The organism is Halomonas sp. THAF5a (assembly GCF_009363755.1).
Classification (GTDB): Bacteria; Pseudomonadota; Gammaproteobacteria; order Pseudomonadales; family Halomonadaceae; genus Halomonas.
Window position 1 is genome coordinate 3679244 of sequence record NZ_CP045417.1, and the last position, 23153, is coordinate 3702396.

Below are 23153 nucleotides of genomic sequence, written 5' to 3' on the forward strand. Positions count from 1 at the left end.
TACGGGGGCGACACGGTTTCGACGCCGGTGACAATCCCTGAGGTGCATGCCGAGAGCGTGATGTATCTCGTAAATCCAACATCACGATTAAATAGTCGCAAACGACGACAACTACGCTCAGGGCGCGCTGGCAGCTTAAACGCCGCTAGCTTCTAGCCCGGCCCGAAGGCAATGTGCCCATTCATTGCCGACGGGATACGAGCCAAGACTGATGGGATCGCGGCCGGCTTCGTCCTCGCGTCGGCCGTTAAAACTTAGAGGAATCGCGCTGTCGTATCCTGATCGTCGGAGCCGGCAGCGTTAAAACAAAAGACGAAGCTAAGCATGTAGAGCCAATGGGTGAGTGCCGGCGGACGCGGGTTCAATTCCCGCCGCCTCCACCAAACAGTCGACGAATCAAGCGCCTACGGGCGCTTTTTTCGTTTCTGGGCGGCCCTCGCCGGCCCCTTCCCTCGGCACGGCCACCGCCAGGCCGCTGCGCCGCCTGAGTGTCTCGCTCCCCGCCCGACCCCCTCTCGGGCCGGGCCGGCCCGCGCTCGCCTCTGCGCCTTTCGTCGCATCCCGCGGGCGAAAAGCACTTGCTCCCGACTCGCTGGGACGCCATCATCGCGCACACGCGCCGCCCCCTCGGGGCGGGTGCGCCAGTACGACCGGGGTGGCATCGGGTCCGGGCTCGCAGCCGCGGTCCATCGACCGATACGACCCTATCATCGTTGAACCTTTCTCGATCTGGATTCCAAACCCCATGAGCAAAGTCCTGATTGTCGGCGCCGGCGGCGTCGGTGGCGTCGTTACCCACAAGTGCGCCCAGCATCCCGAAGTCTTCTCCGAGATCTGCCTGGCCAGCCGCAACCAAGACAAGTGCCGCGCCATAGCGGCACAGCTGGACCGCCCGATCCAGACCGCCCAGGTGGATGCCGACGACGTCGAGGCGCTGGTCGCGCTGATCGAGTCGTTCAAGCCCGACGTACTGATCCATGTGGCCCTGCCCTACCAGGACCTCACCATCATGGAGGCCTGCCTGCGTACCGGCGTGCCCTACCTGGACACCGCCAACTACGAGCATCCCGACGAGGCGAAGTTCGAGTACAAGGAGCAGTGGGCCTTCCAGGATCGCTACGCCGAGGCCGGCAACATGGCCACCCTGGGCTGCGGCTTCGACCCGGGCATGACCAACATCTACTGTGCCTACGCGCAGAAGAACCTGTTCGACGAGATCCATCACATCGACATCCTGGACGCGAACGGCGGCGACCACGGCTACCCGTTCGCCACCAACTTCAATCCCGAGATCAACATTCGCGAGATCACCGCGAAGGGGCGCTACTGGGAAGAGGGCGAGTGGAAGGAGACCGATCCGCTGGCGGTGAAGCGCACCTTCGACTTCGACGGCATCGGCGAGAAGGACCTCTACCTGCTCTATCACGAGGAGATGGAATCCCTCTGCCAGAACATCAAGGGCCTGAAGCGCATCCGCTTCTGGATGACCTTCTCCGACAAGTACCTCACCCACCTCAAGGTGCTCGAGAACGTCGGCATGACCAGCATCGAGCCGATCAAGGTGGGCGATGCCGAGGTCGCCCCGCTGGAATTCCTGAAGGCCGTGCTGCCCGACCCGGCCTCGCTGGGCCCGCGCACCAAGGGCAAGACCAACATCGGCATCATCGCCGACGGCATCAAGGACGGTAAGCGGCGCAAGGTGCACATCTACAACATCTGCGACCACGAGGCCTGCTACCGCGAGGTGCAGTCCCAGGCGGTCTCCTACACCACCGGCGTGCCGGCGGTGACCGGCGCCATGCTGATGCTGGAAGGCATCTGGAAGGGCGCGGGCGTGTTCAACGTCGAGCAGCTCGATCCGGACCCCTTCATGGACCGCATCGGCGACATGGGCCTGCCGTGGCAGGTCGTCGAGCTCGACCCCGACCACGACCCGCTGGCCTGATCGACGATGGTGGATACGCCCGACTTCGACGTCACGGCCTGCCCCTCGCCGGCCTACGTGGTGGATGACGCCCTGCTGCGCCGCAACCTGGCGCTGCTCGAGCGGGTCCAGCAGGAGAGCGGTGCGCGCATCCTGCTGGCGCTCAAGGGCTTCGCCCTGTGGGACGCCTTTCCGCTGGTCAGCCGCTACCTGGTCGGCACCACGGCCAGCGGCCAGGACGAGGCGCGGCTCGGCGCCGAGACCTTCGGCGGCGAGGTGCACGCCTACTCGCCGGCCTTCAGCGAGGCGGAGATGGCGGTGGTCCTCGAGTACGCGGACCACCTCAGCTTCAACTCCCCGGCCCAGTGGCAGCGCCATCGCGCGGCCGTGGCCGGGGCGCCGCGGGAGGTCTCCTGCGGGCTGCGGGTGAACCCGGAGTACTCCGAGGGCAAGGTCGCGCTCTACGACCCCTGCGCGCCCGGCTCGCGGCTCGGCACCCGGGCCGCGGACCTCGAGGGCGTGGATCTCGCCGGCCTCGACGGCCTGCACTTCCACACCCTCTGCGAGCAGGACAGCGACGCCCTGGAGCGCACCCTGGCGGCCTTCGAGGAGGCCTTCGGCCGCTACCTCGCCGATCGCAAATGGGTCAACTTCGGCGGCGGCCATCACATCACCCGTCCCGACTACGACGTCGAACGGCTGGTGCGGGTGATCCGCGACTTCAAGGCGCGCCACCCCCACCTCGAGGTCTACCTGGAGCCCGGCGAGGCCATCGCCCTCAACACCGGCTACCTGGTCTGCACGGTGCTCGATATCGTCGAGAACGACGGCGCCATCGCCATCCTCGACACCTCGGCCACCGCGCACATGCCCGACGTGCTGGAGATGCCCTACCGGCCGGAGATCCTCGGCGCCGGCGAGCCCGGCGAGAAGGCCCATACCTATCGCCTGGGCGGGCTGACCTGCCTGGCCGGCGACGTGGTGGGCGAGTACAGCTTCGACGCGCCGCTTTCGATCGGCGACCGGCTGGTGTTCACCGACATGGCCCACTACACCATGGTGAAGACCACCACCTTCAACGGCATGCGCCTGCCGTCGATCTGCCGCATCGACGCGGCGAGCCGCGAGGTGCGCACGGTGAAGACCTTCGGCTACGAGGACTACCGGCAGCGGCTGAGCTGACGCCGACGAAGACCTCGACGCCGACGCGACGGGCCCCCTCGGGGGCCCGTCGTCGTTTCCTCCCCGGGCGCATAGGCCCTTTTCTCCCCCGCGACTTTCCCGCATGGTGGCGTAAGCGACGTCATGCCAGCGCGAAAGGAGCCATCATGACCCAGGTCTTCAAGTTCGGCGGCGCCTCGATCCGTGACGCCGCGGCCATTCGCCGCCTGGGCGAGCTGCTCGCCCGCTTCCCCGAGCGCCCGCTGATCGTGGTGGTCTCGGCCATGGGCAAGACCACCAATGCCCTGGAGGCGCTGCTCGCGGCGGCCCGGGGCAGCGATGATGCCGACTACCGCGAGCGCCTCGCGGCCCTGCGTCGTGACCACCTCGCCACCGTCAAGGCGCTGTTCGGGGAACGCGCCGATCCCGTGGCCGGGAGGATCGAGGCGCTGATCGATGAGCTCGACCGCCGCCACCGCGCCCACGCGCACCGCGAACGCCCCTTCCACTACGACCAGACGGTCGGCATCGGCGAACTGCTCTCCACCACCCTCGTGGCCGCCTGGCTGGACGAGATCGGGCTGGCCAGCGAATGGCGCGATGCCCGGGACCTGATCGTCACCGACGACCGCTACCAGGCGGCCAACGTCGACTGGACGGCCACCGCCGAGCGGGTGCGCGACCTGGATAGCGACGACGGCCGGATTCGCGTCACCCAGGGGTTCACCGGCGCCACCGCCGAGGGTGCCTCGACGACCCTGGGCCGCGAGGGGTCGGACTACTCCGCGGCGATCCTCGCCCACTGCCTGGGCGCGGAGGGGGTCACCATCTGGAAGGACGTGCCGGGGCTCTTCAACGCCGATCCGCGCCGCGTCGACAACGCGGTGCGGCTCGAGCGGATCTCCTACGACGAGGCGATCGAGCTGGCCTGGCACGGCGCCAAGGTGATCCATCCCAAGACCCTCGCCCCCCTACGCCAGCGGGCGATCCCGCTGACCGTGCGCTCCTTCCAGGACCTCGCGGCACCGGGCAGCACCATCGGCGACGACGCCCGCCGCGATGGCGAGGTGCCCGCCCTGATGCTCTGCGAGGCACAGACGCTGCTGGAGGTGCGCCCGCGAGACCTCGCCTTCATGGACGAGGCGCGCCAGCACGACGTCCTCGGCCGCCTGGTGGCGGCCGGGCTGCACGCCGGCCTGATCGATGCCGGGGCGATGCGCCTCTCGCTGGTCCTCGACGGCCACCCCGAGCGCCTCGAGCCGCTGGTCGCCTCCCTGGCCACCGACTATGGGGTGACGCGCCGCGACGACCTGACCCTGGTCACCGTTCGCCATGGCGACGACGCCCTGCTGCGCGCCCTCGGCGCGGGGCGCGACTGCCTGGCCGAGCGGCGCAACGCCGATACCGCCCAGCGGCTCTTCCCCAGCGCCCAGTGCCCGGCGACCTGGCACCTGCCCGACTGAGAGGCTCAGGCCGCGGCCTCGCGCATGGCCGGGGCGGTGGCCTGCATGCGCTCGGCGACGCCCCACGCGCGGCCGTGCCTGGCCATCGCTGAACGCCAGCACCGGCGAGGCCCGAAGTTTTTAAGTAATCTTACGGTATTCCGCGCAGCCTTCGCCCGGCCCGCCCGAGGGCGCCTGCCGCCCGTCGAGCGACCAATGCATCGTCGATACGGGCCCGGCGGCGCATCGACGGACTCGCCGCCGACAACCGAGGAAGTAGTAAACATACCTGTAAAGCGCTATCGTCGTCGAAGGATCCCCGCCCGAGGAGCACCGAGATGTCACACCGACCGCCACGCAACGTGACGCGCACCCTGCCGGCCCGCAAGCGCATCGCCCTGGTGGCCCACGACGGCAAGAAGGAGGAACTGCTCGAGTGGGCGGCCCGCTGGGAGGCGACCCTCGCGGAGCACGCCCTGATCGGCACCGGGACCACGGCCGAGCGCATCTCGCGCCAGCTGGGTCTCGAGGTGGAGGGCCTGATGAGCGGCCCGCTGGGCGGCGACCAGCAGATCGGCGCGCGTATCGCCGAGCAGCGCCTCGACCTGCTGATCTTCTTCTGGGACCCCTTCGCGCCGCAGCCCCACGACCCCGACGTCAAGGCGCTGCTGCGCCTGGCGGCGCTGTGGAACGTTCCGGTGGCCTGCAACGCGGCGAGCGCCGACTTCATGATCAGCTCCCCCTGGCTCGACCGGGACTACGAGATGACCGTCCCCGATGCCGGGGCCTGGGTGTCGTCGCGTACCGCCTGAGCCGCCAGAGCGCGCCGCGAGGCCGTCAGGCCCGCGCCGCCGCCCGCCGGCCGGCTCGCTGGCCCAGCCAGGCCGCCACCAGCCACAGCGGCACGCTCGCCAGCACGTAGCCGAGCGACCGCCAGGGGTGGCCGGCCTGCAGCAGCTGCAGCGTCTCGAGGCCGAACAGCGAAAAGGTGGTGAAGCCGCCGCAGAAGCCGGCGACCAGGAAGGGCTGCCAGCGCGCCACCCGGCCATGGGTCCGGTGGGCGGCGAAGGCGGCGAAGGCAGCGATCAACCAGGAGCCGAGGCCGTTGATCGCCAGCGTGGCCCAGGGGAAGGGCGGCCCGGCCAGCGCCGCGCCGACGAGATAACGCAGCACCGCCCCCAGGCCGCTGCCGAGCCCGACGGCACCATAGGCGCGCCAGGCGATCATGCGAGCCCCCCGGCGAGCCAGGCGCCCGCCAGCAGGGCCGAGAAGCCCCCCAGCAGGGTCACGAGGACGTTGGCCGCGGCGGCGCCCGGCCGACCCTGCTGGGCGAGGGTCAGGGTCTGCAGGCTGAACGAGGAGACGGTGGTATAGCCGCCCAGCAGGCCGATGGCCATGAGCGACCACACCGGGCCCGAGGCCATGGGGCCCAGCGCGCCGGCGAGCCCGCCCATCAGCAGGGCGCCGCTGAGGTTGACCGCGAGGGTCCCCCAGGGCAGGCCGGTGCCCAGGCGACGCGCCACGGCGTCGCCCAGCGCCAGGCGCGCCATGCCGCCCAGGCTTCCACCGGCGGTCACGGCCAGCAGTGTCAACGGCTCGAGATTCATCCCTTCGGCACCCCGCTCGCTCCACACAACAGCCACCCGGGCACAAAAAAAGCCACCCGGGAGGGTGGCCAAGAGTATCGCATGCTTGCCTTGCAGGGGGGCAGCGGCCGACGGCCGCCGCGTTAACGGCAATATTGGCAGACAATTCTCATGATGTACAATATTTGTACATAAAAAGTCCACGACCCTCGGGTCGTGATCGTGGCGCCAAACCCGTACCATCCCGACAGGTACCTCGGTACCGCTCCCCTGATAGCCCATCGCCAACACGCCAAGAGACGGAGGTCACCGCGTGAACCCTATGCGAGCCCTGATCGCCCTGGGCATCTGGCTGCTGCTGGCCCTGGTGGCCCTCGGCGGTCCGGCCCAGGCCCAGCAAGCCGAGAGCGGCGGCGAGCCGCCGGCCTACTCCACCCTCGCCGACCTGCTCGAGAACGCCGAGAGCCGCCAGCAGCTGATCGACCAGCTGCGCGGCCTGGCCGCCGAGACCCCGGGCGCCGACGCCGCCGCCTCGGCGGCCGCCGAGGCCGGCGCTGCCTCCCCCTCCCTGCCCCGCCAGCTGGCCCAGGCCACCAGCCGCATCGCCGGCGAGGTCGGCACCCAGCTGGCCGAGGCGGGTGAAGCCATCGGCCAGCTGTTCACGGGCAGCGACGATGCCAGCGCCGAGATCGACCTGGCCGCCGTCGGCGAGGCGGCCATCAACCTGGGCCTGGTGATCCTCGCCACGATAGCGCTCTTCCTGGTCATCCGCTGGCTGGCCAAGCCGGTCTTCACGCGCATCAGCCAGTGGTCGCTCAACGGCCAGGGGCTCAACCCGGTGGTGCGCCTGGTGCTCTGCGTGGCCCTGGCCGCGCTGATCGACGTGCTGGTGGTGGCGCTCTCCTACGTGGGCGGCAACCTGGTCGCCACCTTTGCGGTGGGCGAGACCGGCGCGCTCTCGACCCGTGCCTCGCTGTTCCTCAACGCCTTCCTGGTGATCGAGCTGCTCAAGGCGGGGGTACGGATGCTCTTCGCCTCGCGCTACGAGGGCCTGCGCCTGCTGCCGATCACCACCGGTGAGGCCTCCTACTGGAACCGCTGGATCGCCCGACTGATCGGCCTCGTCGGCTACGGCCTGATGGTGGTGGTGCCGCTGATCAGCGCCTACCTGGCCCCCACCCTGGGACAGAGCCTCGGCACCCTGATCATGATCGGCGCCTTCATCTATGCGGTGACGGTGGTACTGAGCAACCGCGCGCGGCTGCGTGACGCCCTCAATCACAAGGCCCGGCAGACCACCATGGCCGCCAGCCGCGTCTCCCTGCAGCTGTTCGCCCGCACCTGGCACCTGTTCGCCCTGGCCTATTTCCTCATGGTGCTGGTGCTGACCCTGACCCGCCCCGCGGACGCCCTGCCCTTCGTGCTCTTCGCCACCCTCAAGACCCTGGCGACCGTGGTGGTGGGCATGCTGGCCTCCAGCTTCCTGACCCAGACCATCGGCCGCCAGATCCGGCTCTCCGACGACCTGCGGCGCAAGCTGCCGCTGCTCGAGCCGCGCCTCAACAGCTACGTGCCCAACGCGCTGCGCGTCATCCGCGCGCTGATCCTGATCACCGTGATCATGGTCGTGCTGAGTGCCTGGGGCGCCTTCGATCTGGCCGCCTGGTACGCCTCCGAAGCCGGCCGCGGGCTGGTCGGCAAGATCGCCAGTGTGATCGTGATCCTGGTGGTGGCCGCGGCGGCCTGGCTGGGCCTCGCCAGCCTGATCGAGCACAAGCTCAACCCGGAGACCGGCGGCGGCGTGCCCTCGGCGCGGGCCCAGACCCTGCTCGCGCTGTTCCGCAACGCCCTGGCCATCGCCCTGGTCACCATGACGGCGATGATCGTGCTCTCCGAGATCGGCATCAACATCGGCCCGCTGATCGCCGGTGCCGGGGTGCTGGGCCTGGCCATCGGCTTCGGTGCCCAGAAGCTGGTGCAGGACATCATCACCGGCATATTCATCCAGGTGGAGAACGCCATGAACACCGGCGACGTGGTCACCCTGGGCGGCATCACCGGCACCGCCGAGAAGCTGAGCATCCGCTCGGTGGGCATCCGCGACCTCTCCGGCACCTACCACATCGTGCCCTTCTCCAGCGTGGATACCGTCTCCAACTACATGCGCGAGTTCGGCAACCACGTCGGCGAGTACGGCATCGCCTACCGCGAGAACATCGACGAGGCCATCGAGCAGCTCAAGCTGGCCTTCGATGCACTCAAGGCCAGCGACGAGCACGGCCACAAGCTGCTGGCCGAACTGGACGTGGCCGGCGTGGTGGCCCTGGCCGACAGCTCGGTCAACATCCGCGTCATCATCAAGACCACCCCCGGCGACCAGTGGGCCGTGGGGCGCGCCTACAACCGACTGGTCAAGCAGTACTTCGACGCCGCCGGCATCGAGATTCCCTTCCCCCACACCACCCTCTACTTCGGGGCGGACAAGGAGGGCGGCGCGCCGCCGGCCAACCTGCGCGTCATGCAGCAGCGGTTCAGCATCGACGGCAGCCCCGCCGGCCAGCCCAAGCAGGGCGACTACGCCGACGACCGCTTCGATCCGCGTCGCGAGGTCAGGCCCGCGCGCGGCGAGTCCCGCGAGGGGGAGACACTGGCGGGCGAGGAGTACCGCAAGCCCAGCAGCGACGACGTCGACGAGCCCTGAGCGATCCCGCCGCCGGGCCCGGCCCGGCGGCGCTGCCGACGAACCACGCCGGCCTGGGGCGCGTCACCCTCCCGCCGACGATGCCCCTGCCGGCCGATCTCCCCACCACGATCTCCCCACCAACGACATCCTCACCAACGACATCTTCACAAACAAAGAGAGGGGCTGCCATGCGGCAGCCCCTCTCTTCGTGACGCACCGCGCGCCGGGTCAGGCGCGGGGGTGGCCAGCGCCCGCTCAGGACGCCGCCTTGGCCGCCTTCGCGCCCGACTCGGGCGCCTCGGTGGGTTGCGGCAGCGAGGGCAGCGACTTGTCGAGCAGCTCGACGCTCTGGCGGTAGAAGAGCTGGCTCTTCTGGTGCTCGCCCAGGTTGGCATAGAGCCGGGCCAGCTCCGCGCAGGCCACGCCGCTGGGCCGCTGGCGCTGGCTCGCCTCGAAGTACTCCTGGGCCTTGCCCCAGTAGGCGTTGCGCAGCGCCAGGCGCCCCAGGGTGAGCAGCAGGTCCGGGTCGTTGGGCCGCTCCTGCAGCCACTTCTCGGCCACCACCAGCTGGCGACGGGCATCCACGTCGAGCAGGCCGTAGCGCAGCACCAGGCGGCTGTCCCAGTGCTCCTTGAGGGAGTGGCGCAGCAGGCGCTCGGCGATGCCCTCCTCGCCGCCGCGCACCAGCGCCTCGGCGTAGAGCACGATCAGGTCGTTGTTGGTGCGCAGGTCGTCGGGCATGTCGGCCCAGAGGTTGCGCACCCGCTCGATGTCGCCGGGGTTGCGAGCCTCCTGGCCGATCAGTTCGCGGTAGGCGCGCAGCTCGAGCTGCTCGCGCTCCTCGCGGGAGATCAGCTGCTGGGCACCCAGCCGCGGCATCAGGCGGCGCAGGCCGTCCCAGTCGCTGACGCTGAGGTAGGCCTGCTTGAGCTGCTTGAGCACCTGGGGATGGTTCGGCAGGTGGCGGTCCAGGCGGGTCAGGATCGCCAGCGCCTCCTCGTACTGCTGGCGGTCCAGCATCAGCTGGGCCTGCATCATGCCCACCGCGGTGTCGGCCCCCTCGGTGCTCAGGTGCGCCCGCTTGAGCAGGGTGTCGGCCTGCTCGTAGCGCCCCTGGTAGTGGGCGGCCAGGGCCGCGGAGAGGTAGTTGACCAGCGGCGTGCTGGAGTCGTCGGCGGCCTTGACCAGGGCCTTCTCGGCGCGCTTCCAGCGCCCCTCGGCGAGCGCCACCAGGCCACGCACGGTGCGCTTCATGGCGGTGCGATTACGGGCGCGGCTGTTCCACACCTTGAAGCGGCTGACCGGGCGGGTCAGACGCATCAGCAGGCGCAGGCCGAAGTGCAGCGCGATGAACACGGCCAGCAGGATGACCAGGCCGAACCAGAAGGAGGTCTGGTAGGAGGTGTCGCCCACCCGCACCAGCCAGTAGCCCGGCACCGACATCATCAGCTGGCCGAACAGCGCCCCGAGCGCGAGGCCCAGGACCACGATCAGGATCAGCTTTCTCATGCGTCATCTCCCTGGCCGCCCTCGGCCTGATCGGCGACGCGGCTCTCGAAGCGATGCTCGATGAAGCCCGCCAGCGCCTGCTGGGAGCCGCTGATGTCCGGCAGCTCGGGGCGGATGCTGCGCTGCTGGAGCTCCTCGAGGCGGGCGACCACCGACTGCACGCCGGACGCGTCCATGTCGTAGTAGCCGCGGATCAGCGTCAGGGCCTTGTCGAGGCTGGCGTCGAAGAGCGCCTGCTCCTCCTTGAGCAGCGCCAGCTGGGACTGCTCGAGCACCAGGCGCACGCTCTGGCGCAGGTAGGACTCCTGCTCCGGAGCGATCAGCGCCTCCAGGGCCTCGTCGTGCTGACGCACGGTGACCAGGTCCTTGAGCTCGCTGCCGAAGCGCGACAGCTGCTGCTGCCAGCCGCCGGTGGGCGCGTCCTCGATGACGGCATCGGCGGTCATCTCCTCGATGTCCTGGGCCAGGGGCTGGCCGGCGATCAGCTCCTGCTGGGCGTTGAGGGCCAGGTAGAGGCCGGTGCGATCGACCGTCGGCACGGCCTCCAGGGCGGCGAGCTCGGAGGCGATCTCGCGACGCACCGGCACCAGGGCGGGGTTGTCGGCCTCGCGCAGGCGCGCGTCGGCGGTGCGCAGCAGGGCCGACGCGCCCTCGACGTCGCGCTCCAGCTGCAGGCGCTGGTTGGCCAGGCGCAGCAGGTAGGCCGCCTCGGCGTGCAGCCAGTCGCGCTCGTCGGTCTCCTGCTCGCGGGAGAGCTCGTCGAGCACCCGGTCGAGGGTCTCGTCGACGCTGCCGCGATAGTCGGCGAAATCGCCGCGCAGGCTGGAGAGGGTCGACTCGAGGGCCGCATCACGCTCGCTCTCGGCGCTCTGGAGCTGGGCTTCCAGGTCGCCCAGGGCGGACGCGCTGGCGACCTCGCCGGGCAGCGCGGCGAGGCGCTGCTGCTGCGACTCGAGCTTCTGCCAGGCCAGCCAGCCGAAGCCCCCCACGCCGATGGCGAGCAGGATCACCAGCGCCAGCGCCACGCCGCCGGCCTTGCCGCCGCCCCGGCCGTCGCCGCTGGTGGCGGTGGCGGCACCGCCCGCCGGGGGCTTGCCGCTCTCGGCGGCCTTCGCCTTGTCGGCGGAGGCGCCCGGCGCCTTGGCCTTGCCAGCGGCCGGCTTGTCGGCCGCGGCACTCTGGGTCTTGGCCTTGTCGGGGCCGGAAGCGCCCGAGGCCGGCTTGTCGGCGGAGGCGCTCGGCGTGCCGGACGAGCCGCTCGCCTCCTGCGCGCTCGAGGCGGCCGCGCCCTGCTTCTCCGGCCCGGCCGCGGCCCCGGCCGGCGCCGATGCGCCGCCCTTGCCGCGGCGGCGCGAACGGCGGGAGGACGAACCGCCGGCCTTGTCGGCCTCGCCGCCCCCCTGACCGCCCGGCGGCGTCGATGCGCCCTGGGCCGCATCGGAAGGCGTCTGCTGTTCGTCCTGATCGTTTGGTTGCTTGCTCATCTGTCGCTAGCCCTTTTCGAGATCATCATGATCGACATCGGCCTCCTCAGGGGCGCTGCACCCGGCGACCGCGGCCGCCAGGGCGGCAGGGGTGGCACCCGACGCCACCACGGGGACACGAAATCCCAGCCTGCCGGCCAGTGTAGCCAACCGCGCGCTGGAAACGATTAGCGGTTGGTTCAAGGCGGCATCCGTACACCATCCTGCCAGATGTTCGAGGATTTCTCCGCTGCTGACCACCAGCGCGCGGTAATTGCCCTCGGCGAGCCGCGCCTTCTGGGAGGGCGCCGGGTCCATCAGGCGGCGCCGGTAGACCGCCAGGCGCGTCACCCTCGCGCCGCGAGCGGCCAGGGTGTCGGCGAGCAGGGGACGCCCACCCTCGCCGGCCACCAGCAGCACCCGCTTACCATCGAGGTCGCGCAGCGAGGCGAGGCGCAGCAGCGCCTCGCTGGTGTCCTCGCCGCTGTCCGGCGGCGGCACGTGCACGCGTACCCCGAGGTGATGGTGCAGGGCGGCGGCGGTGGCGGCACCCACCGCATAATAGTCGATGCCGACCGGCAGCTGCGGCCAGTAGCGGTCCAGCGCCTCGGACAGGCACTCGGCGGCGAAGGGGCTCACCACCACCACCTTGTCGAACTGGTCGACGTCCAGCCAGTGGCGGCGCGCCGCCGGCGTCTCCGCCAGCGGCTCGAGGCGCATGACCTCGAGTCTCGCCACGGGCAGGCCGCGCGCCGCGATGGCCGCGGCCAGCGGACCCGCGCGCTCGCCCGGGCGGGTGATCAGCACCGGCCGGCTCGCCATCAAACGGCGCCGTAGACCTCGGCGAGGATGTCGCCGGCGCCCTGCTCGAGCAGCTCCTCGGCGACGCGGATGCCCAGCGCCTCCGGCTCGTGGATGGAGCCGCGCCCCTCGGCGCGCAGCACCCGGGTGCCCTCCGGATTGCCCACCAGGGCGCGCAGCCAGAGGGTCTGGCCGTCGTTCTCGAACACGGCGTGGCCGCCGATGGGCACCTGGCAGCCCCCTTCCAGGCGGGTGTTCATGGCGCGCTCCGCCCGCACCCGGGTGGCGGTGGCCGCGTCGTCCAGCGGGGTCAGCAGCGCCAGCAGCTCCGGGTCGTGCAGGCGGCACTCGATGCCCAGCGCGCCCTGGCCGCAGGCCGGCAGGCACACCTCGGGGGGCAGCTCCATGGCGATGCGCGCCTCGAGGCCCAGTCGCTTGAGGCCGGAGGTGGCCAGCAGGATGGCGTCGTACTCGTTGGCGTCGAGCTTGCCCAGGCGGGTCTGGACGTTGCCGCGCAGGTTGAGGACCTCGAGGTCCGGGCGCGCCTCGCGCATCTGCAGGCCGCGGCGCAGGCTGGAGGTGCCGATGCGTGCGCCCTCGGGCAGCTCGTCCAGCGAGGCGTAGTGGTTGGAGACGAAGGCGTCGGTGGGCTCGGCCCCCTCGAGGATCACCGAGAGGCCCAGGCTCTCGGGGAAGTGCATCGGCACGTCCTTCATGGAGTGCACGGCGATGTCGGCGCGGCCGTCGAGCATCGCCTCCTCGAGCTCCTTCACGAACAGCCCCTTGCCCCCGACCTTGGCCAGCGGCGTGTCGAGGATCTTGTCGCCGCGGGTGGACATGGGCACCAGCTCGACCGTGAGACCGGGATGGGCGGCCATCAGGCGGTCGCGGACATGCTCGGCCTGCCACATGGCCAGTTGACTCTTGCGGGTGGCGATACGCAGGGTGTTGATGGCTTGCACGTGGTTCTCCCGTACCGGTTGGCCTGCCGATGGCGCACGATGCGCTGGCGCCCGGTGATGATGTGGATACGCTTCATCATAAAGCACCGCGCGAAACAGGAAAAATCACGCCACGGCGAGCGTCCCCCGCCCCTCGCCAGCCCCACGGACTCTGGTACACTTTCCGCCATGTCAAGGCAGCGCCGCCAGGGCGGCGCCCATCACCCCTTTCATCAAGCAGGATGCCCAGCCCGATGAGCCCGAGCCCCTCCAACCCCGGCACTAACCAGTCCTGGGGTGGCCGCTTCAGCGAGCCCACCGACGCCTTCGTCGAACGCTTCACCGCCTCCGTCGACTTCGACCAGCGCCTCGCCCTCCACGACATCCAGGGCTCGGTCGCCCACGCCACCATGCTCGCCCGGGTCGGCGTGCTGACCGACGCGGAGCGCGACGCCATCGTCCAGGGCCTCGACGAGATCCGCGGCGAGATCGAGGCCGGCACCTTCGAATGGTCGGTGGCCCTCGAGGACGTGCACATGAACATCGAGGCGCGGCTCACCGACAAGATCGGCATCACCGGCAAGAAGCTACACACCGGCCGCTCGCGCAACGACCAGGTGGCCACCGACATCCGCCTCTTCCTGCGCGACGAGATCGACGCCGTGGCCGCGGAGCTCACGCGCCTGCGCGCGGGGCTGATCGACCTGGCCGACCGCGAGGCCGACACCATCATGCCCGGCTTCACCCACCTGCAGACCGCCCAGCCGGTGACCTTCGGCCACCACCTGCTGGCCTGGCAGGAGATGCTGGCCCGCGACCACGAGCGCCTGCTCGACTGCCGCAAGCGGGTCAACGTGCTGCCGCTGGGCGCCGCGGCGCTGGCCGGCACCACCTACCCCATCGACCGCCACGTCACCGCCGAGCTGCTGGGCTTCGAGCGTCCCGCCGAGAACAGCCTCGACGCGGTGAGCGATCGGGACTTCGCCATCGAGTTCACCTCCTTCGCCAGCATCCTGCTGATGCACATGTCGCGGATGAGCGAGGAGCTGGTGCTGTGGACCAGCGCCCAGTTCGCCTTCATCGACCTGCCCGACCGCTTCTGCACCGGCTCCTCGATCATGCCGCAGAAGAAGAACCCCGACGTGCCGGAGCTGGTGCGCGGCAAGACCGGGCGTGTCTACGGCCACCTGATGGGCCTGCTGACCCTGATGAAGTCCCAGCCGCTGGCCTACAACAAGGACAACCAGGAGGACAAGGAGCCGCTGTTCGACACCCTGGACACCGTCAAGGGCTGCCTGCGCGCCTTCGCCGACATGGCCCCGGCCATCGAGTCGAAGAAGCCGAGCATGGCCGAGGCCGCCCGCCGCGGCTTCTCCACCGCCACCGACCTGGCCGACTACCTGGTGCGCAAGGGCGTGGCCTTCCGCGACGCCCACGAGATCGTCGGCCAGTCCGTGGCCTTCGGCCTCAACGAGGGCAAGGACCTCTCCGAGATGAGCCTCGAGGAGCTCCGCCAGTTCTCCGACACCATCGAGGCGGACGTCTTCGAGGTGCTGACCCTCGAGGGCTCGGTAGCGGCCCGCAACCACATCGGCGGCACCGCCCCGGACCAGGTGCGTGCCGCGGCCCAGCGCGCCCGCGACGCCCTGGCGGGGCTGGCCTGATGGGACGCCTGCTGCCCGCCGCCCTGATGCTGGCCCTGGCCCTGGCCGGCTGCGGCCAGAAGGGCCCGCTCTACCTGCCCGGCGACGAGGCGGCCGCCGAACGCTACGACCCTGCCGGCGAGCAGGCGACGTCCAACGACGCCGCCCGGCAGGACGATGACACCGCCCGCGACGACGAGAGCTAGCATGGACCATTTCGACTACCGCGACGGCGTCCTCTACGGCGAGGACGTGCCGCTCACCCGCATCGCCGACGAATTCGGCACGCCCTGCTACGTCTACTCCCGGGCGACCCTGGCGCGCCACTACCGCGCCTACGCCGAGGCCCTGGGCGGCCACCCGCACCTGATCTGCTACGCGGTGAAGGCCAACTCCAACCTCGCCGTGCTGGGGCTGCTGGCGAAGATGGGCGCCGGCTTCGACATCGTCTCCGTGGGCGAGCTCGAGCGCGTGCTCGCCGCCGGCGGCGACCCGGCCCGGGTGGTCTTCTCCGGCGTGGCCAAGCAGGAGGCCGAGATGGCCCGCGCCCTGGAGGCGGGCATCAAGTGCTTCAACGTCGAGTCGCGCCCCGAGCTCGAGCGCCTCAACGCCGTGGCCGAGCGGCTCGGCACGCGGGCGCCGGTCTCGCTGCGGGTCAACCCGGACGTCGACGCCGGCACCCACCCCTACATCTCCACCGGGCTCAAGGACAACAAGTTCGGCATCCCGGTGGACGAGGCGCTGGCCGTCTACGAGCTGGCCGCGTCGCTGTCCCACCTCGAGGTGGTCGGCCTGGACTGCCACATCGGCTCCCAGCTCACCGAGCTCGCCCCCTTCCTCGACGCCCTCGACCGCCTGCTGGTGCTGCTCGAGCGGCTGCGCGAGTGCGGCATCGAGATCGCGCACCTCGACCTCGGCGGCGGGCTGGGCGTGCCCTACCACGACGAGCGCCCGCCGGCGCCCTTCGACTACGCCACCGCCCTGCTCGAGCGGCTCTCGGCGTGGCCGGGCAGCGAGCGGCTGACCCTGCTCTTCGAGCCGGGCCGCTCCATCGCCGCCAACGCCGGCGTGCTGCTGACCCGAGTCGAGTTCCTGAAGCCCGGCGAGACCAAGAACTTCGCCATCGTCGACGCGGCCATGAACGACCTGATCCGCCCGGCGCTCTACCAGGCCTGGCAGGCGATCCTGCCGGTGGATACCCGTCAGCCCCGCGACACCGCCACCTACGACGTGGTCGGCCCGGTCTGCGAGACCGGCGACTTCCTGGGCAAGGACCGCGAGCTCGCCATCGCCGCCGATGACCTGCTGGCGGTGCGCTCCGCCGGCGCCTACGGCTTCGTGATGGCCTCGAACTACAACAGCCGCCCGCGCCCCGCCGAGGTGATGGTCGACGGCGACCGGGTCCACCTGGTGCGCCGCCGCGAGCGCCTGGAGGACCTGTGGGCCGGCGAGGCGCTGCTGCCCGACGACGCGGGAGAGACGCGCTGATGCTCCTGCACTTCACCAAGATGCACGGGCTGGGCAACGACTTCATGGTGGTCGACCTGGTCACCCAGCGGGCGCGCTTCAGCGAGGCGGAGATTCGCCGACTGGCCGACCGGCGCTTCGGCATCGGCTTCGACCAGCTGCTGGTGGTCGAGCCGCCCCGCGACCCGGAGATGGACTTCCGCTACCGCATCTACAACGCCGACGGCAGCGAGGTCGAGAACTGCGGCAACGGGGCGCGCTGCTTCGCGCGCTTCGTGCGCGACCAGCGCCTGACCCACAAGCACGAGATCCACGTCGAGACCGCCGGCGGCCCGCTGACCCTGGTGGTCGAGGAGGACGGCCGGGTGCGCGTCGACATGGGCGCCCCGCGCTTCGCGCCCGAGGCACTGCCCTTCACGACCGAGCCCTTCACGACGGCATCCTGCGACGCCGCCGAGGACCGTGTCCTGCACGCCCTCGAGGTGGACGGCGAGCGCCTCGAGGTGGGCGTGGTCTCCATGGGCAACCCCCATGCCGTGCTGCGGGTCGACGACGTCGAGCGCGCCCCCGTCGAGCGGCTGGGGCCGGCCATCGAGGCCCACCCGCGCTTCCCCAAGCGGGTCAACGCCGGCTTCATGCAGGTCGTCTCGCCCCACGAGATCCGCCTGCGCGTCTATGAGCGCGGCAGCGGCGAGACCCTGGCCTGCGGCACCGGCGCCTGCGCGGCGGTGGCCAGCGGCATCCGCCAGGGGCTGCTCGAGAGCCCCGTCACCGTGCACCTGCCCGGCGGCGAGCTACGCATCGAGTGGGCCGGCGACGGCGCCCCGCTGATCATGACCGGACCGGCCGAGCGCGTCTTCGACGGCCGCGTCCTGCTGAACTGAGTCGCCCCGCCACCCCAAGGACCCTCGCCACCCAGGAGACGTGACCATGACCCGAGCCGCCCCCGATCCGCGCAAGACCCTCGATCCCGATCGGGTCGCCGAGTGGCTGGCCCGTCACCCGGACTTCTTCGTCGGGCGCGAGGGGCTGCTGCAGCAGCTCAAGGTGCCCCACCCGGAAAGCCGCGGCGCCACCTCGCTGCTCGAGCGGCTGGTGCACGACCTGCGCGCCCGCGCCGAGCAGGCCGAGTGGCGGCTCGAGCAGCTGCTGGAGTCGGCCCGCTTCAACGAGGGGCAGTACCGGCGCACCCGGGAGCTGATCCTCGCGCTGCTCGAGGCCGAGGACAACGACGCCCTGGGCCAGGCGCTGGCGACCCAGCTCGCCGAGCACTTCCACACCCCGGCGGTGGCACTCTGGTGCCCGGCCAGCCTCACCGACGCCGAGCCCCGCCCGCCCCAGGCGCCGCGTCAGGTGCTCGACGACCACGCCGGCCAGCGCCTCGCGGCGCTGCTCGACGGCCGCGCCAGCCGCTGCACGCGGCTGACGCCCACCGACTGGAAGCGCCTGCTGCCCCACGCGACGGCCCCCACCCAGGCTGGCTCCTGCGCGGTGGCCCGGCTGACCCTGGGCGAGCCGCTGGGCTACCTGGTGCTGGCGAGCCCCGACCCGGACCACTTCCGCGCCAGCATGGACACCCTGTTCACCGACTACGTGGGCGAGGTGGTGGCCCGCCTGCTGGTGCGCATGGCGCCGGCCGCGCCGTGAGTGCCGCCGCCCTCGAGCCCGAGGTCGAGGCCTTCGTGGCGGCGCTGGCGCGCACGGCGAGCCCCGCCACGGCGGACGCCTACCGGCGCGACCTCGGGGCCCTGACGGCCTTCCTCGCCGCCGAGGGGATCGACGACTGGTCGCGCCTCGACGCCGCCCTGCTGCGCCGCTTCCTCGGCGGCGAGCGGCTGCGCGGCCTCGCTCCGCGCAGCCTGGCCCGGCGCCGCGCGGCGATCTCGCGCTTCGCCGCCCACCTGGTGGAGACGGGGCGACTGCGCCACAACCCGGCCACCCTGGTGAAGGCCCCGCGCCAGCCGCGCCACCTGCCCCGGCCGCTGGACGTCGACCAGCTCTCCCGCTTCCTCGACACCCCCCACGACGACTCGCCGCTGGCGCGGCGCGACCAGGCGATGCTGGAGCTCTTCTACTCCAGCGGCCTGCGCCTCGCCGAGCTGGCGGCACTGGACCTTCCCGACCTGCAGCCGCAGCGGGTCCGGGTGCTCGGCAAGGGCGGCAAGCCCCGCCAGGTGCCGGTGGGCCGCCGGGCCCGCCAGGCGCTGGAGGCCTGGCTCGCGTTGCGCGGCCAGCTGGCCGGGCGCGACGAACCGGCGCTGTTCGTCGGGGTGCGCGGGGGGCGGCTCGGGCATCGCGGCATCCAGCGGCGCCTCGCCGAGCTGGCCAAGGCGCGCGGACTCGCCGAACACCTCCACCCGCACCGGCTGCGCCACTCCTTCGCCAGCCACCTGCTGGAATCGAGCCAGGACCTGCGCGCGGTGCAGGAGCTGCTCGGCCACGCCGACCTCGCCACCACCCAGGTCTATACCCGGCTCGACTGGCAACACCTGGCGGCGAGCTACGACGCCGCCCACCCGCGAGCGCGACGCCGCGGCGGCGACGACCACGGAGCCTCCTCATGAGCCTGCGGGCGATCACCTTCGACCTGGACGATACCCTCTGGGACAACCGCGGGGTGATGACGCGCACCGAGACCGGCCACTACGCCTGGCTCGACGAGGCCCTGAGCGACTGGCTCGCGCGCCGCGGCGAGTCTCGCGGGCGCTTCGCCGAGCGCTACCCGCCGACGGCCTATCAGGCGGCGCGGGCCCGGCTGGCCGAGCGCTTCCCCACCCGGCGCGGCGACTTCACCTGGCTGCGCGAGCGCGCCCTGGTGGAACTGCTGGAGGCCTATGGGCTGTCGCGCAGCGCCGCCTGGCTGTGGGCGGCCGCCGCCATGGCGCGCTTCCACGCGCTGCGCCTGGAGGTCACGCCCCACCCGGAGGTGGAGCCGCTGCTCGAGGACCTCGGCGGCCGCTTCCGGCTGGGGGCCATCACCAACGGCAACCTGGCGCTGCACCGCCTGGCCCTGCATCACCACTTCCGGGTGGCCATTGCCGCCGGCGAGATCCAGGCGCCCAAGCCGGACGCCCGCCCCTTCCTCGCCGCCCTGGCGCGCCTCGAGGCGACGCCCGCCCGGGCACTGCACGTGGGGGATTCCTGGCAGGAGGACGTGCTGCCGGCGCTACGGCTGGGGATGCGGGCGGCGTGGATCGCCCCGGACGCCCCGGCGGGGACGCTGCCCGAGGGCGTGCATCGGCTGGCGCACGTGCGCGAGCTGCCGGCCCTGCTGGCCGACCTGACCTAGCCGTCGCGTCGGACGACGCGACGACGGGAAGGCGGGGGTAGAACGTCAGTCGTCGGCGGGCGCCGGCGCCTCGAGCAGCCACTCGTCGAGGCGCGCGTGCACCTCCTCGATGCCCTGCTTCTTGAGGGCGGAGAAGAGCTGGATGCTGACCAGGTCCTCCCACTCGCGCAGCCGGGAGCGCACCTGCTGCAGGGCGTTCTTCGCCGCGCCGCTCTTCAGCTTGTCGGCCTTGGTCAGCAGGATATGCACCGGCATGTCGGCCTCGTCGGCCCAGCCCAGCAGGGTCTGGTCGAACTCCGAGAGCGGATGGCGCACGTCCATCACCAGCACCAGGCCGCGCAGCGAGCCGCGCCGGCGCAGGTAGTCGGAGAGGTGGCGCTGCCACTCCAGCTTGACCTGCTCCGGCACCTTGGCATAGCCATAGCCCGGCAGGTCGACCAGCCGGTGGTCGCTGTCCTCGCCGAGCCCGAAGAAGTTGATCAGCTGGGTGCGCCCCGGCGTCTTGGAGGTACGGGCCAGCGCCTTCTGCCGGGTCAGGGCATTGATGGCACTGGACTTGCCGGCGTTGGAGCGGCCGGCGAAGGCCACCTCGGCACCGGCGTCCGGCGGGCACTTGGCCAGGGTCGGGGCGCTGGTGAGGAAACGAGCGGCCTGGTAATTGAAGCGAGCGTTGCATCGCGACATGCGGGAGAGTCCTGACGTTGATCAAGGGCGCCACGGCTTGCATTCCCGCGGCTCGGGTGTTCCGTTATAATGCAGTGTCTTTGTCTGCGACCCGGGGCGCGTCAGTATACCACCGTGCTTCGGCCGCCAGCGACCGACCACCGCGTCGGCGACGACCGGCCACAGGGCACCCGGATCCAACCCGGGCGGCACCCGGGGTACGTACCGGCCAACAACGTAACGGGATAGTGGAACTGCGATGAGAAAGCTACTGGCAAGCCTGGCAATCACCATGGGTGCGGTCGGCGTGGCCCATGCGGACCTTCAAGCGGATGCCGACGCGGCAGCCGGTCGGGACAAGGCACAGGCCTGCGCCGCCTGTCACGGGCAGCAGGGCATCAGCCCCTCCGGTGCCTTCCCCAACCTGGCCGGCCAGCAGGCCTCCTACCTGGCCAAGCAGATCATGGACATCCGCGACGGCAACCGCATGGTGGCGCAGATGGCCGGCCAGGTGGACAACTTCTCCGACCAGGACGCCTGGGACGTGGCCAAGTACTTCGCCGAGATGGACCCGGCCCTCGGCCAGGCCGAGGACGACGAGGCGCTCATCGAGCGCGGCCGCCAGCTCTACCGCGCCGGCGACATGGCCAAGGGCATCCCGGCCTGCGCCGCCTGCCACAGCCCGCAGGGCGAGGGCATCGGTTCCGCGGTCTACCCGGCGCTCTCCGGCCAGAAGCACGACTACGTGGTCTCCACCCTGCAGGACTTCGCCGCCGGCGAGCGGGCCAACGACCCGGCCGCCATCATGCGCAGCATCGCCGCCAAGATGAGCGACGACGACATGGCCGCCGTGGCCAACTACGTGCGCGGCCTGCACTGAGCCCCGCCCGGCCCGCCGGGCAGCGGCACTCTAAGGGCGGCCGATGGCCGCCCTCGTCGTCTGTGGGGAACCCGGACGGTCCCGGGGCATCAAAGCCAGCGGCGTGCCGCGCGCCGGCACCCGGACGCAGTTTCATTCAAGGTGTTGCACACAAGGAGAGCTTTCATGCTGAAGACCCTGATGGTCGCCCTGGCCGGCCTGGGCCTGTCATCCCTGGTATCCGCCGCCCCCCTCGTCGAGGGCGAGCACTACACCGTGCTCGAAAACCCGGTGGAGACGCGGGTCGAGGACGGCCAGGTCGCGGTGACCGAGGCCTTCTGGTACGGCTGCCCGCACTGCTACAACCTGGAAGAGCCGCTCAACGCCTGGGTCGCCGAGCAGCCCGAGGACGTGGTCTTCCAGCGCATGCCGGCCACCATGGGCGGTGACTGGAACACCCACGCCTTCGCCTTCTACGCCGCCGAGCAGCTGGGCATCCTCGAGGAGCTCCACGGCGACTTCTTCCACGCCATCCATGAGGAGGGCCGCCGCCTGACCTCGGAGGACGATATCGCCGCCTTCTTCAGCGACTACGGCGTCACCGAGGACGCCGCTCGCGAGGCGCTCTCCTCCTTCGGCGTGAAGAGCCAGGTCAACCAGGCCCATGCCCGCATGCGCCAGATGCAGCTGATGGGCGTGCCGGCACTGATCGTCGACGGCCGCTACCTGGTCTCGCCGAGCACCGCGGGCAGCCTCGGCAACATGCCGCAGATCGCCGGCGCCCTGGTCGAGAAGGTCCGCGAGGAGCGCGCCGACTGAGATGTCCCAGCTGGCCGAGGCAAGGACTCCGCTGCTCGACGGCGGCCACCTGAAGCTGCTCACCTTCAACCTGCAGGTGGGCATTCAGACCTCGGCCTATCACCACTACCTGACGCGCAGCTGGCAGCACCTCCTGCCCCACCCGAAGCGGCTGCAGCGACTCGACATGATCGGCGAGGTCCTCGGCCGCTTCGACATCGTCGGCCTCCAGGAGGCCGACGGCGGGAGCTTCCGCTCGAGCCACATCAACCAGGTGGAGTACCTCGCCACCCATGCCGGCTTTCCCCACCATTTCCAGCAGCTCAACCGCAACCTGGGCCGCATCGCCCAGCACAGCAACGGGCTGCTCTCGCGCCTGACCCCGTCACGCATCGAGGAGCATCGCCTGCCCGGCACCCTACCCGGGCGCGGAGCCATCCATGTGCGCTACGGCGACGGCCCCGACGCGTTGCACCTGTTCGTCGCCCACCTGGCGCTCAGCCATCGTGGCCGGGTGCGCCAGCTCGACTACCTGAGCGAGATCATCCGCCCGCTGCGCCACGTGGTGGTGATGGGCGATCTCAACTGCACCCCGGACCAGCTGCACGGCCACGAGCGCTTCCGCGCCTCGCTGCCGCTGCATCCGGTGCGCCCGCCGCTCAGCTACCCCTCCTGGCAGCCGCGCCGCGCCCTGGACCACATCCTGCTCTCCGACTCCCTCCAGGCGGACGAGGTGCGGGTGCTGGAACACCTCTTCTCGGATCACCTGCCGATCGCCGTGGACGTGCGCCTGCCCGACGCCTGCCTGGCCAGCTGCCGGGCCATCGGCCGGCCGAACGGCGAGCGCCGGCACCACTGACGCCCGCGGGCCGATAACGTATAGTCAGCGTTGGAGACCGCGACGGTCTGCACCTTCCGGGTGTG

General features: G+C 71.0%; 21 protein-coding genes, 1 other RNA gene and 1 pseudogene. 16 read left to right on the forward strand and 7 right to left on the reverse strand.

The features are described from left to right. Positions 1-3 precede the first annotated feature (3 nt). From ssrA to FIU83_RS16785, 5 genes are all read left to right on the forward strand, one after another. Positions 4-383, forward strand: a transfer-messenger RNA (tmRNA) gene (gene ssrA / locus FIU83_RS16765). 362 nt (positions 384-745) lie between these two features. Then, on the forward strand, positions 746-1945 hold the full coding sequence (locus FIU83_RS16770) for a saccharopine dehydrogenase family protein (RefSeq protein ID WP_152485072.1): 1200 nt from the start codon (positions 746-748) through the stop codon (positions 1943-1945). A gap of 6 nt (positions 1946-1951) precedes the next feature. Further along, positions 1952-3106, forward strand: a complete 1155-nt coding sequence (nspC, locus tag FIU83_RS16775) for a carboxynorspermidine decarboxylase (protein ID WP_152485073.1) — start codon at positions 1952-1954, stop codon at positions 3104-3106. A 146-nt stretch (positions 3107-3252) separates the two neighbouring features. After that, positions 3253-4548, forward strand: a complete 1296-nt coding sequence (locus FIU83_RS16780) for an aspartate kinase (protein ID WP_152485074.1) — start codon at positions 3253-3255, stop codon at positions 4546-4548. A gap of 317 nt (positions 4549-4865) precedes the next feature. Beyond that, positions 4866-5339: a methylglyoxal synthase gene (locus FIU83_RS16785; RefSeq protein WP_152485075.1), complete on the forward strand. Its 474-nt coding sequence runs from the start codon at positions 4866-4868 to the stop codon at positions 5337-5339. 25 nt (positions 5340-5364) lie between these two features. Here the strand turns inward: FIU83_RS16785 and FIU83_RS16790 are convergent, their stop codons facing one another. Together FIU83_RS16790 and FIU83_RS16795 are read right to left on the reverse strand one after the other, a co-directional pair. Further along, on the reverse strand, positions 5365-5754 hold the full coding sequence (locus tag FIU83_RS16790; RefSeq protein WP_152485076.1) for a CrcB family protein: 390 nt from the start codon (positions 5752-5754) through the stop codon (positions 5365-5367). Further along, positions 5751-6134, reverse strand: a complete 384-nt coding sequence (locus FIU83_RS16795) for a CrcB family protein (RefSeq protein ID WP_152485077.1) — start codon at positions 6132-6134, stop codon at positions 5751-5753. The genes FIU83_RS16790 and FIU83_RS16795 overlap by 4 nt, the downstream gene beginning before the upstream one ends. 292 nt (positions 6135-6426) lie before the next feature. Between FIU83_RS16795 and ybiO the strand changes: the two genes are divergently transcribed. Beyond that, positions 6427-8814: a mechanosensitive channel protein gene (ybiO, locus tag FIU83_RS16800; RefSeq protein ID WP_152485078.1), complete on the forward strand. Its 2388-nt coding sequence runs from the start codon at positions 6427-6429 to the stop codon at positions 8812-8814. Between the two features lie 237 nt (positions 8815-9051). Here ybiO and FIU83_RS16805 read toward each other — a convergent pair whose 3' ends face one another. From FIU83_RS16805 to hemC, 4 genes are read right to left on the reverse strand one after another with little or no spacing between them, the layout of a single operon-like run. Continuing rightward, entirely contained in the window at positions 9052-10305 is a 1254-nt protein-coding gene (locus tag FIU83_RS16805) for a heme biosynthesis HemY N-terminal domain-containing protein (protein WP_152485079.1), read from the reverse strand. Then, on the reverse strand, positions 10302-11789 hold the full coding sequence (locus tag FIU83_RS16810) for a uroporphyrinogen-III C-methyltransferase (RefSeq protein WP_152485080.1): 1488 nt from the start codon (positions 11787-11789) through the stop codon (positions 10302-10304). Before FIU83_RS16810 ends, FIU83_RS16805 begins: the two co-directional genes overlap by 4 nt. Before the next feature lie 6 nt (positions 11790-11795). Continuing rightward, positions 11796-12590, reverse strand: coding sequence for a uroporphyrinogen-III synthase (locus tag FIU83_RS16815; RefSeq protein ID WP_152485081.1), 795 nt, complete (start codon positions 12588-12590; stop codon positions 11796-11798). Further along, positions 12590-13531: a hydroxymethylbilane synthase gene (gene hemC / locus FIU83_RS16820; RefSeq protein ID WP_152485082.1), complete on the reverse strand. Its 942-nt coding sequence runs from the start codon at positions 13529-13531 to the stop codon at positions 12590-12592. The genes FIU83_RS16815 and hemC overlap by 1 nt, the downstream gene beginning before the upstream one ends. Before the next feature lie 233 nt (positions 13532-13764). On the opposite strand from hemC, the gene argH reads away from it, so the two are divergent. The 7 genes and pseudogenes from argH to FIU83_RS16855 all read left to right on the forward strand — a co-directional run bounded on the left by argH (position 13765) and on the right by FIU83_RS16855 (position 19909). Further along, on the forward strand, positions 13765-15174 hold the full coding sequence (argH, locus tag FIU83_RS16825) for an argininosuccinate lyase (RefSeq protein WP_152485083.1): 1410 nt from the start codon (positions 13765-13767) through the stop codon (positions 15172-15174). Further along, positions 15174-15278 (forward strand): annotated as a pseudogene (locus tag FIU83_RS17775) (lipoprotein); the annotation flags it as partial. The gene argH and the pseudogene FIU83_RS17775, both read left to right, overlap by 1 nt. 82 nt (positions 15279-15360) lie before the next feature. Beyond that, positions 15361-16641 (forward strand): diaminopimelate decarboxylase, encoded by a 1281-nt coding sequence (lysA, locus tag FIU83_RS16835; RefSeq protein ID WP_152485085.1) that lies wholly within the window; start codon positions 15361-15363, stop codon positions 16639-16641. Next, on the forward strand, positions 16641-17504 hold the full coding sequence (dapF, locus tag FIU83_RS16840; RefSeq protein WP_152485086.1) for a diaminopimelate epimerase: 864 nt from the start codon (positions 16641-16643) through the stop codon (positions 17502-17504). The genes lysA and dapF overlap by 1 nt, the downstream gene beginning before the upstream one ends. Before the next feature lie 46 nt (positions 17505-17550). Then, complete coding sequence (locus FIU83_RS16845) at positions 17551-18267, forward strand: DUF484 family protein (protein WP_152485087.1); 717 nt, start codon at positions 17551-17553, stop codon at positions 18265-18267. Then, positions 18264-19184 (forward strand): tyrosine recombinase XerC, encoded by a 921-nt coding sequence (locus FIU83_RS16850; RefSeq protein WP_152485088.1) that lies wholly within the window; start codon positions 18264-18266, stop codon positions 19182-19184. Before FIU83_RS16845 ends, FIU83_RS16850 begins: the two co-directional genes overlap by 4 nt. Next, a complete protein-coding gene (locus tag FIU83_RS16855) occupies positions 19181-19909 on the forward strand; it encodes an HAD family hydrolase (RefSeq protein ID WP_152485089.1) in 729 nt (242 codons plus the stop codon). Before FIU83_RS16850 ends, FIU83_RS16855 begins: the two co-directional genes overlap by 4 nt. Positions 19910-19954: 45 nt before the next feature. On the opposite strand, the gene yihA is transcribed toward FIU83_RS16855, so the two are convergent. Then, on the reverse strand, positions 19955-20593 hold the full coding sequence (yihA, locus tag FIU83_RS16860) for a ribosome biogenesis GTP-binding protein YihA/YsxC (protein ID WP_152485090.1): 639 nt from the start codon (positions 20591-20593) through the stop codon (positions 19955-19957). A gap of 238 nt (positions 20594-20831) precedes the next feature. On the opposite strand from yihA, the gene FIU83_RS16865 reads away from it, so the two are divergent. The 3 genes from FIU83_RS16865 to FIU83_RS16875 all read left to right on the forward strand — a co-directional run bounded on the left by FIU83_RS16865 (position 20832) and on the right by FIU83_RS16875 (position 23088). Next, positions 20832-21452 carry a c-type cytochrome gene (locus tag FIU83_RS16865; RefSeq protein WP_152485091.1) on the forward strand — a complete coding sequence of 207 codons (621 nt, stop codon included), beginning with the start codon at positions 20832-20834 and terminating at the stop codon, positions 21450-21452. A 165-nt stretch (positions 21453-21617) separates the two neighbouring features. Then, complete coding sequence (locus FIU83_RS16870) at positions 21618-22250, forward strand: thiol:disulfide interchange protein DsbA/DsbL (protein ID WP_152485092.1); 633 nt, start codon at positions 21618-21620, stop codon at positions 22248-22250. Between the two features lies 1 nt (position 22251). Then, positions 22252-23088, forward strand: a complete 837-nt coding sequence (locus tag FIU83_RS16875; protein ID WP_152485093.1) for an endonuclease/exonuclease/phosphatase family protein — start codon at positions 22252-22254, stop codon at positions 23086-23088. Positions 23089-23153: the final 65 nt, after the last annotated feature.